Here is a 16,799-nt window from a genome sequence, read left to right on the forward strand (position 1 = left end):
GGGCCAGGCTGGCGGCGCCGCGGCCAGCGGCTGGCCCAGGCCCTTGAGCGCCTGGGCCGGCGCAATGGCCTCGGCCTGGCGTGCCGGCCACCAGCCGCCGGCCAGCGCCGACGCCGTGCCCAGCGCGAAGAAGGCCAGCGCGGCCAGCGGCGACAGCTGCAGCGGCGGCACGATGCCGGGGAAGTAGCCGCCGCCCAGGTCGCCCGCCAGCAGGCGCAGTGCCGCCGCCGCCAGTCCGGCGCCCAGCAGCAGGCCGATGGCACTGCCGGCCGCGCCCAACAGCGCGCATTCGGCCAGCACCCAGAGCCGGCGCTGCCGGGCTGTCAAGCCCAGCACGCCCAGCAGTGCGAAGGCCGGCATGCGCTGCGCCACCGAGAGCGAGACGACCGAGAACACGAGGAAGGCGCCGACGAAGAGCGCCACCAGGGCCAGCACGGTGAGGTTGACGCGGTAGGCGCGCGAGAGGTTGGAGATGCGTTGCTCGTCCTCGTCGGCCTGCACCGGCGCCACCTCGCTCGGCAGGGCCAGGCGCTGCAGCAGGGCGGCGCGGTCGGCGCCGGGCTGCAGGCGGATGTCGATGCGCGTGAGCCGGCCGATGCCGTCGAAGCGCTGCTGCGCGCCGGCGATGTCCATCACCACCAGCGGCGGCCCGCCCACCGCCACCGTGCCGGCCACGCGCAGCGCGGTGTAGGCCGGTCCGGCCTGCAGCGCCAGCGTGCCGCCGTCCACCAGGCCCAGGCGTTCGCGCGCCGCCGCATTGGCGAACACGACGCCGGGGTCGAGGAAGACCAGCCTGTCTTCGCCCGCCGCCGGCCGCGGCATCAGCGTGGGCGCCAGCGGCGCCGCCAGCAGCGCGTCCAGCCCCAGTACGCGCACGCCCACGCGGCCGCCATCATTGGCGCGGCCATAGGTGTCGACCTCCAGCACCGGGCTGGCCAGCTGCACCGCGGCGTCGGCGGCGATGCGCTCGAACAGCGCGTCGTCAAAGCCGCGCCCGCGCAGCGTGAGGTCGGGGTCGCCATTGGCGGCGCGCACGGCGGCCGAGAACTCGGCCAGCGCCGAGCTGTTGATCAGGTGTACCGACCAGGCCAGGGCCACGCCCAGCGCCACCGCCATCAGCGCCGCGCCGTGGCGCCAGGGGTGGTGGCGCCACTCGCGCGTGATCAGCAGGCGCAGCAGCGCGAGGTTCACGGCTGCACGGCCGCCCGCAAGGCCGGCTCTATGCCGGCGGGCGTGAGCCGCAGCACACGGTCGGCATGGGCCGCGGCGGCAGCCGAATGCGTCACCAGCAAACAGGCGCTTCCGGCCTCGCGCACCTGGGTGCGCAGCACCTCGAGCACGCGCTCGGCGGTGGCGGGGTCGAGGTTGCCGGTGGGCTCGTCGGCCAGGATCAGCCCCGGCGCATGCACCAGCGCACGCGCGATGGCCACGCGCTGCAGCTGGCCGCCCGAGAGCTGGGCCGGCAGGCGCGCCGCCAGCGCACCCAGGCCCACGGCGTCCAGCATGGCCTGCACGGGCGCGGCATGGGGCCGGCCCAGCAGGCGCAGCGGCAGGCTCACGTTCTCGGCCACCGTCAGGTGCGGCAGCACATGGAAGGCCTGAAAGACGAAGCCCAGGTGCTCGCGCCGCAGCCGCGCGCCGGCGTCGTCATCCAGCCCGGCGAGATCGGTGCCGGCCACCACGATGCGCCCGCTGTCGGCGCGGTCGAGCCCGGCGATGCAGTTCAGCAGCGTGGACTTGCCGACGCCCGATTCGCCCAGCAGCGCCACGAACTCGCCGCGCGCCAGCGCCAGCGTGACATCGGCGAAGACGGGGGTCTGGTCATAGCGCTTGCACAGCGATTCGAGGCTCAGCATGGGTGGCGCCGATGATGCCGCAAGCCCCGCTTGCTCCTTGCTGGTGCGCCGCTTTCCCTGCCTTTTTCTCGCCCTTTCATGGCCCGTTCATCGATGGGGCGCGTGCTATCGTTCTTTCGGCCTTTCAAGGAGGGGCTGCACACCATGTCCTACCAGATCGATCTTTCGGGCCGCGTGGCCTTCATCACCGGCGCTTCCAGCGGGCTGGGCGAGCAGTTCGCGCGCACCCTGGCGGCGGCCGGTGCCGGCGTGGTGCTGGCCGCGCGCCGCATCGAGCGGCTGAAGACGCTGCGCGCCGAGATCGAGAGCAAGGGCGGCGATGCCCATGTGGTGACGCTGGACGTGACCGACACCGACAGCATCCGCGCCGCCGTGGCCCATGCCGAGACCGAGATGGGCGCCATCGACATCCTGGTCAACAACTCCGGCGTGGCCCTCACCAAGAAGCTCACCGACGTCAGGGCCGAGGAGTTCGACCACGTCATGGCCGTCAACTCGCGCGGCGCCTTCTTCGTGGCCCAGGAAGTGGCCAAGCGCATGATCGCGCGCAGCAAGGGCGAGGCGCCCGGCACCTACACCGGCGGCCGCATCGTCAACGTGGCCTCGATGGCCGGCCTGCGCGTGCTGGGCAGCATCGGCGTCTACGCCATGAGCAAGGCCGCGGTGATCCACATGACTCGTGCGATGGCGCTGGAATGGGGCCGCTACGGCATCAATGTCAACGCGCTCTGCCCGGGCTACATCGACACCGAGATCAACCACCACCAGTGGCAGACCGAGAACGGCAAGCGTCTGGTGCAGAGCATGCCGCGCCAGCGCGTGGGCAAGCCACAGGACCTGGACGCGGCGCTGATGATGCTGTGCGCCAATGAGAGCCACTTCATCAACGGCGCCGTGCTGGCGGCCGACGACGGCTTCGGCATCTAGGGCGCAAGACCGGAAGAAGAAGCGATGCGTCACCTGACCCCGCTCGAGGCGCGCGTGCTGGGCGTGCTGGTCGAGAAGCAGTCCACCGTGCCCGACACCTACCCGATGTCGCTGAATGCGCTCGTCGGCGGTTGCAACCAGAAGACGGCGCGCTTGCCGGTGATCGAGGCCACCGAGGCCGAGGTGCTGACCGCGGTGGACGGACTCAAGGGGCTGAGCCTGGTGTTCGAGGGCAGCGGCAGCCGCGTCGTCAAGTTCGAGCACAACATGGGCCGCGTGCTGCATGTGCCCAGCCAGGCGGTGGCGCTGCTGGCGGTGCTGCTGCTGCGCGGCCCGCAAACGGCGGCCGAACTGCGCCTGAACTGCGAGCGCCTGCACAGGTTTGCCGACATCTCCTCGGTCGAGGGCTTTCTGGAAGAACTGGCCACCAAGGGCGAGCCGCGCGTGATCAAGCTCGAGCGCGCACCGGGCGAGCGCGAGGCACGCTGGGCCCATCTGCTGTGCGGCGAGGTTGCCCAGCCCGCGCCGCGCCTGGGCGGCGGCGGGGGTGCGTATGCCGGTGGCGGTGGCGACGGCAGCGTGAGCGCCGGCGAACTGGCCGCGCTCAAGGCCGAACAGACCCGTCTGGCCGACGAGCTGGCCACGCTCAAGGCCCTGGTGCTGCGCATGGCGCAGGAGCTCGGCATCGATGCCGGCGTCAGCAGCAGCGAGTCTTCGAATGCGCTTTGAACTGCCGGCCGAGAAGAAGCTGGTGCATGAGACCGTGGTGCCGCTGCGCTGGGGCGACATGGACGCCATGGGCCATATCAACAACACGCTGTACTTCCGCTACATGGAAGTGGCGCGGCTGGACTGGCTCTACAAGTCCGGCGCCAGCACCAGCCTCAGCGGCCAGGGCACGGTGATCATCAACGCCTTCTGCAACTTCCTGCGCCAGCTCGAATTTCCGGGCGACGTGCGGGTGACGATGTTTGTCGCCAAGCCCGGCAACAGCAGCTTCGAGAGCTACCACACGATAGAGCGCACCGATGAGCCCGGCGTGGTTTACGCCGAGGGCGGGGCGCGGATGGTTTGGACTGATTACGCGGCCAGGCGGTCGGCGCCCATGCCGGAGTGGTTTCGGGCGCTGCTGGTTTAGGGCCGGGGCACGCCATCGCGACAGCGAGGAGGTCTCGCTGAGCGGCGATGTCGATCTACGCGGCCACCGCCGTGTCGGCGCGGTCAGCATCCTCAGGCATGGAGGGGGTACGCGGTGCGCTGGCGGCAGGTGCCGCCCGTTCAATGCGGTCGCGCCCGGCCGCCTTGGCCGCGTACAGTGCCTGGTCCAGCCGTCGCTGCAAGGCCTGTATCGGCTCGGCCGGCGCCTCCATCACCGCCATGCCGATGCTGATGGTGACCGGTTTGCCGCCGATCTCGGGATGGTGCAGGTCTCGCACGGTCTCTAGCAGGCGCAGGGCGCCGGTGTTGGCGCCGGCCGCCTCCGTGCCGGGCAGCAGCACGCAGAACTCTTCTCCGCCCATGCGTGCCACGCTGTCGCTGTCACGCGCGGCATCGCGCAGCGCCTCGGCCACGCGTTTCAGGACCGCGTCACCGGCGGCGTGACCGCAGCCATCGTTGATCTTCTTGAAGTGGTCGATGTCGATCGACAGCAGCGCAAAGCTCTGGCCGAAGTGCCGTTGGCGCTGCGATTCGGCCAGCAGCATTTGCTCCATCGGGCGACGGCTGAGCAAGCCGGTGAGCATGTCGTGATCCGACCGGTACTGCAGGCGCCGCACCAGGCGCAGCAACACCATGGCAATGAGATTGGCTTGCACGAGCAGTGCGATGACCAATGCAACAAAGGCCGCGGCGACGCCGCCGCCCCCGGGTTGCTGCAGGTAGCTCTGGAAGCCAGCGGGGCTTACCAGGGCAACTCCGGCGCGTACCAGGAAGAGGGCTGCCAGCATTGCCATGGGCAGTGCGCACCAGGAGGCCGCCGTGCGACCAAACTCCGTGGCCAGTGCATCGCGGATCTCGCCGGCACCGCGCAGCAGCGTCCATGCCATGGCTGCCGCCGCCAGCAATACCGCCGCCAGCGGGCTCAGGTTGGCAAATGCCATGCCCAGCGTGCTCGACACGCCTATCGCCATCAGCAGGCCGTACTCGCGGTCGCTGGTCGGCAGTCGCGCGAAACGTTGAATGCCTCGCCGCAAGGTCACGAAAGCTGCCAGCACCAAGCCATTGCCCGCTCCCACCGACAGCCATTGCGGGGCCCGCCCGCGCAGCAGGATCAGGGTCAGGCCCCCCGCCACCAGCCAAGCCATGGCGGCCCAGTGCTGGGCGGGTCGGCGTGCCAGGCGCAGCCGTGCTGCACCCAGCCAGAGCAGGCCGAACAGGGACTGCAGCAGCAGGAGGACGATCAGTAGTAGTTCGGCGTTGGTTATCGAAGTCACAAGCACAGCTGGACGATAGATGAGGCGGTGGCCCGCGTTTGGGTGGCGCACACCATGCTGTCATCGGACCCGCGCCCTGCTGATCCACTCCTGTCCCGCCTCGCGCCCCTTCAAGCTGGCAGCTTCTGTGAAGGAATACAGGTCCAGATCGACACCTCGGGCGCGGACTTCCTCGACATCGGCGGTTCGTCAGCGGGGACAGTCCGCTTCCAGCTGGCTACCTCGATGGTCGAGGACGACGCCCGGATCGACAAGCTCGATGAACTCGACGGCAGCGCAGGCAGACAGCCTGAATGCAAAGAGCCCGTCGTCGACCTCAAGATCAGCGTGGACGCAGCCCTGAAGCGGGCGCCGCTAGGTGACGTGCGCCAGGCCGAAAGTCGCATCGGCCGGACACGGCCATTGATCGACTACGGCGTTACATCGTAGGGCCCGCCGGCCACGAGCGCGCGCTGGTAGGCCGGCCTTGCATGAATGCGCGCCAACCACCCCGCCACCGCCGGATACTTTCCATCCAGCCCCGCCCGTTGCGCCGCCGCCTCGACCGGGTAGCTCATCTGGATGTCGGCCGCGCTGAACGCCTTGCCCGCAAACCATTCGTTCGCCTGCAACTCGGCCTCGATGAAGGCGAACTGCCGCTGCAGATTGGGCGTGATGAAGCTCTTGCCCACCTGCGCTGCCACGCCCTTGAGGATGGGCCTCACGAAGAAGGGCACGGGTGCGCTGCTCACCTTGTCGAACACCAGCTTCAACAGCAGGAAGGGCATGGCGCTGCCCTCGGCGAAGTGCATCCAGTAGGTGTAGCGCCGCTGCTCTTTCGTGCCGCCCTTCGGCTTCAATCGGCCCTGGCCGTGGCTGTCGACCAGGTATTCGACGATGGCGCCCGATTCGGCCACGACGACGTCACCGTCGCTGATCACCGGCGACTTGCCCAGCGGGTGTACGCGCTGCAATTCTGGCGGCGCAAACATCGTCTTGGGGTCGCGGGCGTAGCGCTTGACCTCGTAGGGAAGGCCCAACTCTTCCAGCAGCCACAGCACACGCTGCGAGCGCGAGTTTTCCAGGTGGTGGAGAGTGATCATCGCCGCATTGTGCGGGCCGGCGGGACGGGGCCCCGGGCCGGGCCTGGCCGCAGGGGCTTGGGCGATACTACGCAGGCACATCGTCGGCGCGTTTCTTGCGGCGCCCGGCCCACCCGATCAACACAAGGTCAAGCATGAAGAAACTTCATCCCAGTGCCGCCGCCGCGCTGGAAGGGGTCGTCAAGGACGGCCAATTGCTCGCTGTCGGCGGCTTCGGCCTCTGCGGCATCCCTGAAGCCCTGATCGACGCGCTGCGCGACAGCGGCGCCAAGGACTTGACGGTCGTCTCCAACAACGCCGGCGTCGATGGCTTCGGCCTCGGCAAGCTGCTGCTGACGCGCCAGATCAAGAAGATGATCAGCAGCTACGTCGGCGAGAACAAGGAGTTCGAGCGCCAGTACCTGGCCGGCGAGCTCGAGCTCGAGTTCACGCCCCAGGGCACGCTGGCCGAGCGGCTGCGCGCCGGCGGCGCCGGCATCCCGGCCTTCTTCACGCGCACCGGCGTCGGCACCCTGGTGGCCGAGGGCAAGGAGATCCGCGAGTTCGACGGCAAGCGCTATGTGATGGAACGCGGCATCGTGCCCGACATCTCGCTGGGCAAGGCCTGGAAGGCCGACGAATCGGGCAACCTGATCTTCCGCCGCACCGCGCGCAACTTCAACCCGGCGGTCATCATGGCCGGCAAGATCAGCATCGTGGAGGTCGAGGAGATCGTGCCCACCGGCACCTTCGACCCCGATGCCGTTCATCTGCCCGGCATCTACGTCAGCCGCCTGGTGCTCAACGCCAAGCCCGAAAAGCGCATCGAGAAGCGCACCACCCGTACCCAAGAGGCAGCCTGACCATGGCCTGGACCCACGACGAAATGGCCGCACGCGCGGCCAATGAACTGCAGGACGGCTTCTACGTCAACCTCGGCATCGGCCTGCCCACGCTGGTGGCCAACTTCGTGAACCCCGCCATCGAGGTCTGGCTGCAGAGCGAGAACGGCATGCTGGGCATAGGCCCCTTCCCGACCGAGGACGAGGTCGACGCCGACCTCATCAACGCCGGCAAGCAGACCGTCACCACCATCCCCGGCAGCAGCATCTTCGGCAGCCACGACAGCTTCGCGATGATCCGCGGCGGCAAGATCGATCTGTCCATCCTGGGCGCGATGCAGGTCAGCGAGAAGGGCGACCTGGCCAACTGGATGATCCCCGGCAAGATGGTCAAGGGCATGGGCGGCGCAATGGACCTGGTGGCCGGCGTGCGCAGCGTGGTGGTGCTGATGGAGCATGTGGCGCGGCGCAAGGACGGCGGCTTCGACCTCAAGATCCTGCCCGCATGTACGCTGCCGCTCACCGGCGTGGGCGTGGTCGACCGCATCGTCACCGACCTGGCGGTGCTCGACATCACGCCCCACGGCCTCAAGGTGGTGGAGATGGCGCCGGGCGTGACGCGCGAGGAACTGCAGGCCAAGACCGGCGTGCCCCTGCATTGATCCGGCGGGCTCCAGCATGGTGCGGAGCCTGTTGACGATGCGCCAGCGGCGGCCATGGGTTCCGCTGGCCCTGGTGCTGGCGCTGGCCGGCTGCGGTGCGCCCGTGCCACGGGAGACCCCGGCCGCCGCCCTGCCGCCCATGCCCGAGCCGGCCTCGGGCTGGACCGCCAAGCCGGGCTGGCACGCCCAGCGCTTCATGGTCGCCGCGGCCAACCCGCTGGCCACTCAGGCCGGTTACGACATGCTGCGCGCCGGCGGCTCGGCGTTGGACGCCGCCATCGCGGTGCAGATGGTGCTGGGCCTGGTCGAGCCGCAGTCCAGTGGCATCGGCGGCGGCGCCTTCCTCCTGCTGTGGGACGGGCGCGCGCTGCAGGCCTGGGACGGCCGCGAAACCGCACCGAAGGTGGCCGATCCGCGCGCCTTCCTCAAGCCCGACGGCCAGCCCCTGCCCTTCCTGCAAGCCATCGACGGCGGCCGCGCCGTCGCCACGCCAGGCGTCGTGCCCATGCTGGAGGCGGCCCACCGGGAAGCTGGCCGCCTGCCCTGGGCGCGCCTGTTCGAGCCCGCCATCGCGCTGGCCGAGGGCGGCTTTGCGATCAGCCCGCGCCTGCACAGCCTGCTGGTGGGCAATGCGCGGCTCCAGCGCGACCCGCTGGCACGCGCCTACTTCTTTGATGCCGCCGGCCAGCCCCATCCGGTGGGCCATCGGCTGCGCAATCCGGCCCTGGCCGCGGTGCTGCGCGCCATCGCCCAGCGCGGCAGCGCGGCAATGAGCACCGGCCCCATCGCCACCGATCTGGTGCGCCGCGTGGACCAGCACGCCGTGCCTGGCGTGCTGACCGAGGCCGACCTGGCCGCCTACCAGCCGCGCAGGCGCGAAGCGTTGTGTACCGACTGGCTGCAGCGCTGGCGAGTCTGCGGCTTTCCGCCGCCGTCCTCCGGCCACCTGGCGCTGATGCAGATCCTGGGCGTGCTGGAGCGCCTGCCGCCGCCGGCCCAGCCGCTGCAAGGCGGCCTGCCCGGTCCCGACTGGCTGCACCAGTACACCGAGGCGGCGCGCCTGGCCTATGCCGACCGCGGCCGTTTTGTCGCCGACCCCGACTTCGTGCCCGCCCCCGGCGGCGACTGGTCCACGCTGCTGGCCGATGAATACCTGCGCCGACGGGCCGCCCTGGTGGGCGCGCGCAGCATGGGCCAGGCGCCGGCCGGCGAGCCGGTGCCGTCCCCGTTGAGCTGGGCCGACATGCCCGAGCAACCAGAGCACGGCACCAGCCATATCAGCATCGTCGACGGTGAGGGCCGGGCACTGGCGATGACCACCACCATCGAATACCTCTTCGGCGCCGGCCTGATGGCCGATGGCGGCACGGGCCTGGGCGGCGGCTACCTGCTCAACAACGAGATGAGCGATTTCTCGGCCCGGCCGGCTGACAGCCAAGGCCGGCCCATCGCCAACCGCATCGAGCCCGGCAAGCGCCCGCGCAGCAGCATGAGCCCGACCCTGGTGTTCGACCGCCAGGGCGGCCCCGGCCCGGTGATGAGTCTGGGCTCGCCCGGCGGCCCGGCCATCATCCACTTCGTCGCCAAGACCCTGATCGCCCACCTGCAATGGGGCCTGGACGCCCAACGCGCCATCGATCTGCCCAATTTCGGCAGCTTCAACGGCCCCACGGTGCTGGAAAGCCGCCGCTTCCCGGCGGCCACCCTCGACGCCTTGCGCGCCCGCGGTCATGAGGTGAACGAGACTGCGCTGCCCAGCGGCCTGCAGGCCATCCGGCGCACGCCTGACGGCTGGTCCGGTGGCAGCGACCCGCGCCGCGAAGGCGTGGTGATGGGTGATTGAGGCCGGGTGATTGAAGAACCAAGGAGCAAGACCGCCCATGGAGCCCTGTTACCGCGAGGCCGGCAGCGGCCCGGCCGTGATCTGTCTGCATGCCAATGCCAGCACCTCGGGCCAGTGGCGCGGCTTGATGGACTTGCTGGCGCCGCGCTGGCATGTGGTCGCGCCCGACGGCTTGGGCGCCGGCAAGGGCGCGCCCTGGCCGAGTGGCCCTGGTGGCAAGGCTGTGGGCCTGGCCGATGAGGTGGAGGCTCTGCGCCCGCTGCTGGCCCGCCTGCCCGCGCCCTGGCACCTGGTTGGCCATTCCTATGGCGCGGCGGTGGCGTTGAAGATTGCCCTCACCTGGCCGGACCGCGTGGCCGGCCTCGTGCTCTACGAGCCGACGCTGTTTGCCGTGTTGTTGCAGCAGCGGCCAGACCATCCAGCCGTGGCCGGCATCGCCGATACGGTTCAAACCGCCGGCATGGCGCTGGACCGCGGCGACACCTTTGCCGCGGCGCGCATCTTCATCGACTACTGGATGGGCGAGGGCGCCTTCGATGCCATGCCGCCCTCGCGCCAGGCTCCGGTGGCCGAGTCGGTGCGCAAGGTGCGCGGCTGGTCCCGGGCGCTGATGGGCGAGGCCATCGTGCCGGCCGCCTTTGCGGCGCTGGACCTGCCGGTGAGCCTGCTCTGCGGCGGCCAGACGCGCGCCTCGGCGCGTGCGGTGAGCGCCGCGCTGGCGGCGCTGCTGCCGCGCGCCGATCTGATCGAATTGCAGGGCCTGGGCCATATGGCGCCGGTCACCCAGCCCGATCAGGTGAACCCGGTGATTGCTGCGGCCCTGGGTCGCAGCGCATTGGCGTAGCCCGCAGGTCGGCCGTCCTCCGCAGCGAGCGCTTGCCTCAGATCAGCGCGCGGCAGTCGTCCCAGGCGGCCTGCCGCAGCGGGCTGTCGGCGGCCAGCGTCTCGCGCCAACGCCCGCCCGCCGCAGCCGCATCGGCACCGTTTGCCAAGGCCCGCAGCACCTCGTTGCGCAGGCGCAGCGGATGTTCGGCCGGCAAGGCGCCGCCGTAGCGGGCCGATGCTTCGGCGTGATGGCGCAAGGCCTCGTCGTTGTGCCCGGCCAGCGCCGCCGCGCAGCCCAGGGCGTCCAGCGTGCGCGCCGATTCCACCGTCTGCGGCGGCCTCGCCCGTTCGTGATCGGCGGCCAATCCACGCAGCGCCACGGTGCCGGCATGGTCACGGCCGGCGCGCAGCAGCGCCTCGGCCTGGCCGCGCCGCAGGTTCATGACCGGGGGCGAGCCGGGGGGGAACTGCGCCGCCGCCAGGCCCTCGCCGGCCTCGGCATAGGCCTGCAAGGCCGCCTCATGATGGGCGGCGCGGGACGCCGCCTGCGCCCAGGCCTGGCGCGCAAACCAGGTGACCGCGGTGGCGGGCCCTGGGAGCAGGACCTGCCACGCCTGTTGGGCAGCGCTCAGCGCCAGCGCGGTGCGGCCCTGTGCCAATTCGACGCCGGACAGCATCCGCCACTGGATGGAGCGTTCGGTGGGCGGGGCCTCGCGGGCCAGCAGCGTGGCCAGCAGCGTGCGCGCCGCGTCGTGGCGGCCGAGGTCGAAGTCCAGCACGGCCTGCGTGAGGTCCATGCGGTTGCGGCTGGACGTCTTCATCGTGGCCTGCTCCGGCAGGCCGCGCGCACGCTGGATGGCGGCGGCGGCCTCGGGCAATTGCGCAGCATTGCGGGCCGTCAAGGCCAGGGTTTCCAGCGCCGGGGCCAACTGGGCGCTGGCGCTGCCGTGGGCGGTCTCGGTTTCTTCGACCATGGCGCGTGCATGGATCAGGGCCTGCGCGCTTTCACCGTGCCAGCTGGCGATGGCGCTCAGGGCATAGCGGGCATGGGCGCGCGCCAGGGCGCAGGGCTGGCCCGGGCAATCGTCCAGCGTGCGCTGCGCCAGTGCCGCGGCGCTGGCACCGTCGCTGTTCATCAGCGACAGCGCCAGCACGGCGCGCGATCGATTGAGCGCCGGATCGTCAGGCTTGGCCAGGGCCTGCAACAGGGCCACGGATTGCTGCAGCGCGGCGGTGCTGGCCTCGGTCTGCTGCAGGCGGAAATAGACCCGCCCCAGTTCACCCAGCAGTTCACCACGCAGGCGCGGCTGATCGGCGAATTCGCTGCCCACGCGCAGCACGGCGGCGTCCAGCAGTTCCTTGCCGGTTACCTCGTTGCGGCCGGCCGCGGGCTCGGCGTCGGAAATCATGCTGAAGACGAAGTCGCGCACCGCGTCGCCACGCGCCTTCTGGGCCGCCGATTCGCGTGCCTGGTGCCAGGCCAGGCCGCCGGCGCCCACCAGCAGCGCAGCCGCGCATGCCGCGGCTGCGCTGGCGCCGCGGTGGCGCCGCAGCCGCAGCCGTGCGCGCTGCCACCAGGGCACGCGGCGCGCCAGGATGGGCTCGTCAGCCAGCACGCGACGCAGATCCTCGGCAAAGCGCTCGACCGATGCATAGCGGTCCTGCGGCGCCTTGCGCAAGGCCTTCAGCAGCACGGTGTCGATATCCTGCGAGATGCCGGGCGGCTGCGCCTCGTCCTGCGCGACGGCCTGCATCACCTGGGCCAGGCCGCCCTGGCCGTCGCCGTGAGGCAGGCGTCCGGTCAACAACTCGTACAGCACGACGCCGGCGCTGTAGATGTCGGTGGCGGTGCTGATGGGCTGGCCAAGCACCTGTTCTGGCGCCGCGTAGCGCGGCGTCAGCACGGCGCCGGCATCCTGCGTCAGCGCGGCCGAACCGGCGGGGGCGTCCAGCAGCTTGGCGATGCCGAAGTCGAGCAGCTTCACCTGGCCCTCGGCATTGACCACGATGTTGCTGGGCTTGATGTCCCTGTGGACCACCAGATGGCGGTGGGCGTGGTCCACCGCAGCCAGTACTTGCTGGAACAGCTGCAGCCGCTGGCGCAGGCCCAGGCCCTGCGCCGCAGCCGTGATGGCTTGCCCGGCGGCGTACTCCAGCACGAGATAGGGTTGGCCGCCGGCAGCCGTGCCGGCGTCGAGCAGGCGCGCGATGTTGGGGTGATCCAGCGCGGCCAGCACGTCGCGTTCACGGGCAAAGCGGTCGGCCAGCACGCCTGACAACTGGGCCGCCAGCGGCAGCTTGATGGCCACTTCGCGCTTGAGCCCGCCTTCGGCGCGTTCGGCCAGCCAGACCACGGCCATGCCACCCTGGCCCAGCGGGCGCAACAGCCGCCAGCCGGCCATGAGGTCGCCGGCCTTCAGGCGCGGGCGCGTGGCTTCGTGCAGGCCAGCCAACAGCGGTGCCGCCAGGGCGCGGGATTGCTCGCCGTCGTCGCTGGCCTCCAGCAGGCGTTGCACGCGCAACTGCAGCGCCGGGTCGGTGGTGCGCAGGCCTTGAAGCTCGGCACTGCGCTCTGGTGCCGGGCTGTCGAGCAAGCGTTCCAGCAGGGCCAGCGCGCGGCGGTCCAGGTCCAGCGACGCGCAGCCGTCGTTCACGGTGCCACGTCCAGCGTGGTGTGCAAGAAGGCCTTGGCGCGCTGCCAGTCGCGTTTGACCGTGGGTTCGGAAACGCCCAGCGCCTGTGCGATCTCGGCCACCTCCAGGCCCAGCACGGCGCGCATCTCGGCCACGCGCAACAGGCGTTCGTCGATTTGGCCCAGGCGCTCCAGGGCCTGGTTGAGCGCCAGCAACTGTTCGGGCGTGCCGCCGGCCAGGTCGGCCACGTCGTGGCCCAGCGTCAGCGGCACGAGTTCGGCATGGCGCCGGGCCGCCAGGCGCTCGCGCGCCATGTCCACCAGCAGCGAACGCATGGCACGCCCGGCGTAGGCCAGGAACTCGGCGCGCGTGCCAAAGCGCAACTCGTCGCGGTGCTGCAGGCCCAGGTAGAGCTCGTGCGCCAGGGTGCCGGTGGAGATCGGTGCCTGCTCGCGCGCCAGGCGCGCCCGCGCCAGGCGCAGCAGTTCGGGGTAGGCGTCGTCAAAAGCGCTGCCGATGCTGTGGACCAAACCGGCCTCCGCTGCCGGCGCCTGGCGCCGGAATCGCAGCTGCCAGCATAAGTGAACGGGGCCCCAGCGAGAAGCTTGCCGGCCGTCACGCCTTCGTGCCGCATCGGTATGTCTGTTGACGCAGCGCCGGGTCGCGCCGCCCAGCGCCCGCCGGGCGGCATGAAAAAAGTTTTCCAGGCCCTTGATCTCCGGCGGCCTCCCGCTGCGCTTATGCGGATAGGGAGCGGGGATGCACTGCCGCTGTCCGTCCTGATGCAGGAGCAAGCAAACCCTTGCTTCGCAGCCCTGTGGCAGGCCGGTGGCTGCAGTCCGTCCGTGCTTCGGCTTGTCCTGGGTCCGGTGGTCGCCGCGGCGCAGGACCTACCTCTTCGGCGACCGTTCAATGGGAGAGAACAGCATGGGCATTCAAGTCAATGGCCGCGTTCAATACATGCCGGGCCCCTGGGGCATGGCGGTGGCCGCTGCCGGGGCACAGGTGGAGGTCATCGACGTCGATCCGGGCGGCACCGATGACGTGATCTGGAGCGGCCGCACCGGCGCCGACGGCCGCTTTTCGGGCACCAGCAGCGAATGGCGCGACAACAAGAACCTCCGCATCTGGGTGGTCAGCGGCTGGCCGCCACGGGGCCGCTGGGTCGACCAGAGCGTGCCCGACCCCACCGACGTGCTGCTGCTGAAGCTGCGCGTCCGCGCCAACAACCGCACGCACGAGATCTTCCCCTTCGCCAACACGGCGCCGCTGCCGGTCATCCTGCCCTGGGGGCCGCCCTACCTGGCCAAGTCGGCGCGTGCCCTGCTCGTGGTCAACAACACGGTCGAGATGGGCCAGGCCAGGTACCGCGCGCTGTACCAGTTCCTCGAGGCCTCGGGCGACGCCGTCGCGCGCAGCATCTGTGGCCCGCACTACCAGACCGTGCGTTCGCTGAACGGCAGCGCGGCGACCTTGCAGGCCTTCCTCGACGCCTTGCGCGACCTGGCGCAGGCGCCCGGCATCCAGGGCGTGGACACCATCGTCAACATGCACGGCGCCGACGGCAGCCTGCTGTTTGCCGGCTCAGGCTCGGCCGGTGTGGCCGTGGCCAACCTGGCCAGCGGGCTGGCCGGCCTCAAGCTGGCCGGCAAGCTGCGCCTGCTCTACAACACCAGCTGCTACGGCCACTCGCACGCGCCGGCCTTCCTGCAGGGTGGCTTCAACACCGTCATCGGTGGTCGTCGCGTGGTCTGCAACAGCGCCAGCGAATACCCGCTGCTGCTGTCGAACTGGGTCGCCGGGCTCGGTGTGGAGGCGGCGCTCGCACCGGCGCAGGCCGCGCCACTGCGCGATCCGATGGACCAGTTCGCTCGCTCGGTGCTCGGCTTCACTGACGCCGACAGCTTCAAGCTCGTCAGCGGCAATGGCGCCTTGACGATAGGTGCGCTGGCAACCTGAGCAGCGCCCCGATCAGCGCACCGCCAGGGCCCGCGCTGCCTCGCCCACCAGCGCTGGCCCGCGGTAGATCAGCCCGGTGTAGATCTGCACCAGGTCGGCGCCGGCGGCGATCTTGGCGCGGGCGTCTTCGCCGCTCATCACGCCGCCGACTCCAATGATGGGATAGGCGGGCCCCAGCGCCGCGCGCAGGCCGGCGATGACGCGGTTGCTGGCCTCGCGCACCGGGCTGCCGCTCAGGCCGCCGGCCTCGTCGGCATGGGGCAGGCCCTGCACGGCGTCGCGCGCCAGCGTGGTGTTGGTGGCGATCACGCCGTCGATGCCGTTGTTCTTCAGCGTCGCGGCAATCACCGCCACCTGAGCGTCGTCCAGATCGGGCGCGATTTTCACGAACATCGGCACGCTGCGCCCCAGTTCGCGCGCCAGCCTGGTGCGCCGCTTCTGCAGGGCCGAGAGCAGCGCATCCAGGGCCGCGTCGCTTTGCAGTGCGCGCAGGTTCTTGGTGTTGGGGCTGCTGATGTTGACCGTCACGTAGTCGGCGTGCGGGTAGACCCCGCTCAGGCCGGTGAGGTAGTCGTCGGCCGCGCGCTCGATGGGCGTGGTGGCGTTCTTGCCGATGTTCAGGCCCAACAGGCCGCCGCCGGCGCGGAAGTGCCTCGAACGCTGGACATTGGCGACGAAGGCGTCCAGCCCCTCGTTGTTGAAGCCCATGCGGTTGATCAGTGCCTGGCGTGCCGGCAGGCGGAACATGCGCGGCCTGGGATTGCCGGGCTGGGCCAGCGGCGTGACGGTGCCGACCTCGATGAAGCCGAAGCCCATGTCGCCCAGGCCGTCGATGCAGCGGCCGTTCTTGTCCAGCCCGGCGGCCAGACCGATGCGGTTGGGAAAGCGCAGTCCGGCCAGCGTCACCGGGTCGCTCACGCGCTCGGCCTGCCACAGGCAGCGCAGCGGCGTGTGCTGCATGCGCTCCAGGCTGTCCAGCGTCAGCTCGTGGGCGCGTTCGGGGTCGAGGCCGAAGAGGAAGGGGCGGGCGAGGGCATAGGGGACGAGCGGCATGGGCCGATTGTCTCCGCAGGGCCGCCGATAATCGGCGCATGACGCAAGACGAACTCAAGGCGCTGGTCGGCCGCGCCGCTCTGCAATACGTGGTGCCCGGCGAACTGGTGGGCGTGGGCACCGGCTCCACCGTCAACCATTTCATCGACGCGCTGGCGACGATGAAGGAGCGCATCAAGGGCGCCGTGTCGAGTTCGGTGGCCAGCACGGCGCGGCTGCGCGGCCACGGCATCGCGGTGCTCGAGGCCAGCGAGGTTGAACGGCTGCCTGTCTACGTGGACGGCGCCGACGAGATCGACGGCACGGGCTGCATGATCAAGGGCGGCGGCGCCGCGCTCACGCGCGAGAAGATCGTCGCCGATCTGGCCGAGCGCTTCGTCTGCATCGCCGACGAGTCCAAGCGCGTGCCGGTGCTGGGCGGCTTTGCGCTGCCGGTGGAGGTGATCGCGATGGCGGCGCCGCGCCTGGTGCGGCGCTTCGCGGCCCTGGGCGGCACGGCGCGGCTGCGGCCCGGCGTCGTCACCGACAACGGCCACCCGCTGCTCGACGTGAGCGGCCTGGCCATCACCGACCCGCTGGCGCTGGAGGCCGAGATCAGCCAGTGGCCGGGCGTGGTGACGGTGGGCATCTTCGCGCGCCATCGCGCCAGCGTCTGCCTGCTGGGCACGGCGCAGGGCGTGCAGACCTTGGTGTTCTAATCGGGGGC

General features: G+C 70.7%; 17 protein-coding genes. 10 read left to right on the plus strand and 7 right to left on the minus strand.

The features are described 5' to 3' along the window. Both JMV16_RS12745 and JMV16_RS12750 read right to left on the minus strand, forming a co-directional pair. Window positions 1-1,191 (minus strand): ABC transporter permease (locus JMV16_RS12745; protein WP_201494664.1); only part of this gene is annotated, 1,191 nt, incomplete at its 3' end. Then, the gene (locus tag JMV16_RS12750) at window positions 1,188-1,856 is read right to left on the minus strand and encodes an ABC transporter ATP-binding protein (protein ID WP_201494665.1); all 669 of its coding nucleotides are present in this window, start codon (window positions 1,854-1,856) and stop codon (window positions 1,188-1,190) included. The genes JMV16_RS12750 and JMV16_RS12745, both read right to left, overlap by 4 nt. Before the next feature lie 144 nt (window positions 1,857-2,000). Here JMV16_RS12750 and JMV16_RS12755 point away from each other — a divergent pair, with 144 nt between their 5' ends. The 3 genes from JMV16_RS12755 to JMV16_RS12765 are packed head-to-tail and all read left to right on the plus strand — an operon-like array spanning window position 2,001 to window position 3,921. After that, window positions 2,001-2,783 (plus strand): SDR family oxidoreductase, encoded by a 783-nt coding sequence (locus JMV16_RS12755; RefSeq protein ID WP_201494666.1) that lies wholly within the window; start codon window positions 2,001-2,003, stop codon window positions 2,781-2,783. Window positions 2,784-2,807: 24 nt separating this feature from the next. Further along, window positions 2,808-3,512 (plus strand): YceH family protein, encoded by a 705-nt coding sequence (locus JMV16_RS12760; RefSeq protein WP_201494667.1) that lies wholly within the window; start codon window positions 2,808-2,810, stop codon window positions 3,510-3,512. Then, on the plus strand, window positions 3,502-3,921 hold the full coding sequence (locus JMV16_RS12765) for an acyl-CoA thioesterase (protein WP_201494668.1): 420 nt from the start codon (window positions 3,502-3,504) through the stop codon (window positions 3,919-3,921). The genes JMV16_RS12760 and JMV16_RS12765 overlap by 11 nt, the downstream gene beginning before the upstream one ends. A gap of 55 nt (window positions 3,922-3,976) precedes the next feature. On the opposite strand, the gene JMV16_RS12770 is transcribed toward JMV16_RS12765, so the two are convergent. After that, a complete protein-coding gene (locus JMV16_RS12770) occupies window positions 3,977-5,266 on the minus strand; it encodes a sensor domain-containing diguanylate cyclase (protein ID WP_201494669.1) in 1,290 nt (429 codons plus the stop codon). Between the two features lie 3 nt (window positions 5,267-5,269). On the opposite strand from JMV16_RS12770, the gene JMV16_RS12775 reads away from it, so the two are divergent. Continuing rightward, entirely contained in the window at window positions 5,270-5,644 is a 375-nt protein-coding gene (locus tag JMV16_RS12775; RefSeq protein ID WP_201494670.1) for a hypothetical protein, read from the plus strand. Here JMV16_RS12775 and JMV16_RS12780 read toward each other — a convergent pair. Next, window positions 5,626-6,297, minus strand: a complete 672-nt coding sequence (locus JMV16_RS12780; protein WP_201494671.1) for a glutathione S-transferase family protein — start codon at window positions 6,295-6,297, stop codon at window positions 5,626-5,628. The two genes, JMV16_RS12775 and JMV16_RS12780, sit on opposite strands and share 19 nt — an antisense overlap. A gap of 134 nt (window positions 6,298-6,431) precedes the next feature. Between JMV16_RS12780 and JMV16_RS12785 the strand changes: the two genes are divergently transcribed. Genes JMV16_RS12785 through JMV16_RS12800 form a run of 4 tightly spaced genes read left to right on the plus strand, consistent with a single transcriptional unit; the run spans window position 6,432 to window position 10,467 of the window. Further along, window positions 6,432-7,139 carry a CoA transferase subunit A gene (locus JMV16_RS12785; RefSeq protein ID WP_201494672.1) on the plus strand — a complete coding sequence of 236 codons (708 nt, stop codon included), beginning with the start codon at window positions 6,432-6,434 and terminating at the stop codon, window positions 7,137-7,139. Window positions 7,140-7,141: 2 nt separating this feature from the next. After that, window positions 7,142-7,780 (plus strand): 3-oxoacid CoA-transferase subunit B, encoded by a 639-nt coding sequence (locus JMV16_RS12790; protein ID WP_201494673.1) that lies wholly within the window; start codon window positions 7,142-7,144, stop codon window positions 7,778-7,780. Between the two features lie 37 nt (window positions 7,781-7,817). Next, window positions 7,818-9,623, plus strand: coding sequence for a gamma-glutamyltransferase family protein (locus JMV16_RS12795; RefSeq protein ID WP_201494674.1), 1,806 nt, complete (start codon window positions 7,818-7,820; stop codon window positions 9,621-9,623). 37 nt (window positions 9,624-9,660) lie between these two features. Beyond that, on the plus strand, window positions 9,661-10,467 hold the full coding sequence (locus JMV16_RS12800) for an alpha/beta fold hydrolase (protein ID WP_201494675.1): 807 nt from the start codon (window positions 9,661-9,663) through the stop codon (window positions 10,465-10,467). Window positions 10,468-10,504: 37 nt separating this feature from the next. Here JMV16_RS12800 and JMV16_RS12805 read toward each other — a convergent pair whose 3' ends face one another. Beyond that, window positions 10,505-13,102: a serine/threonine-protein kinase gene (locus JMV16_RS12805; RefSeq protein ID WP_201494676.1), complete on the minus strand. Its 2,598-nt coding sequence runs from the start codon at window positions 13,100-13,102 to the stop codon at window positions 10,505-10,507. Then, window positions 13,099-13,611, minus strand: coding sequence for a sigma-70 family RNA polymerase sigma factor (locus tag JMV16_RS12810; RefSeq protein WP_201494677.1), 513 nt, complete (start codon window positions 13,609-13,611; stop codon window positions 13,099-13,101). Before JMV16_RS12810 ends, JMV16_RS12805 begins: the two co-directional genes overlap by 4 nt. 397 nt (window positions 13,612-14,008) lie before the next feature. Here JMV16_RS12810 and JMV16_RS12815 point away from each other — a divergent pair, with 397 nt between their 5' ends. After that, window positions 14,009-15,040 (plus strand): hypothetical protein, encoded by a 1,032-nt coding sequence (locus JMV16_RS12815; protein WP_201494678.1) that lies wholly within the window; start codon window positions 14,009-14,011, stop codon window positions 15,038-15,040. A gap of 12 nt (window positions 15,041-15,052) precedes the next feature. Here JMV16_RS12815 and JMV16_RS12820 read toward each other — a convergent pair whose 3' ends face one another. Further along, entirely contained in the window at window positions 15,053-16,093 is a 1,041-nt protein-coding gene (locus JMV16_RS12820) for a quinone-dependent dihydroorotate dehydrogenase (protein WP_201494679.1), read from the minus strand. Between the two features lie 38 nt (window positions 16,094-16,131). Between JMV16_RS12820 and rpiA the strand changes: the two genes are divergently transcribed. Then, entirely contained in the window at window positions 16,132-16,791 is a 660-nt protein-coding gene (gene rpiA / locus JMV16_RS12825; RefSeq protein WP_201494680.1) for a ribose-5-phosphate isomerase RpiA, read from the plus strand. The last annotated feature ends 8 nt before the right edge of the window (window positions 16,792-16,799 follow it).

The organism is Rubrivivax sp. A210 (genome assembly GCF_904426505.1).
GTDB lineage: Bacteria > Pseudomonadota > Gammaproteobacteria > Burkholderiales > Burkholderiaceae_C > Rubrivivax.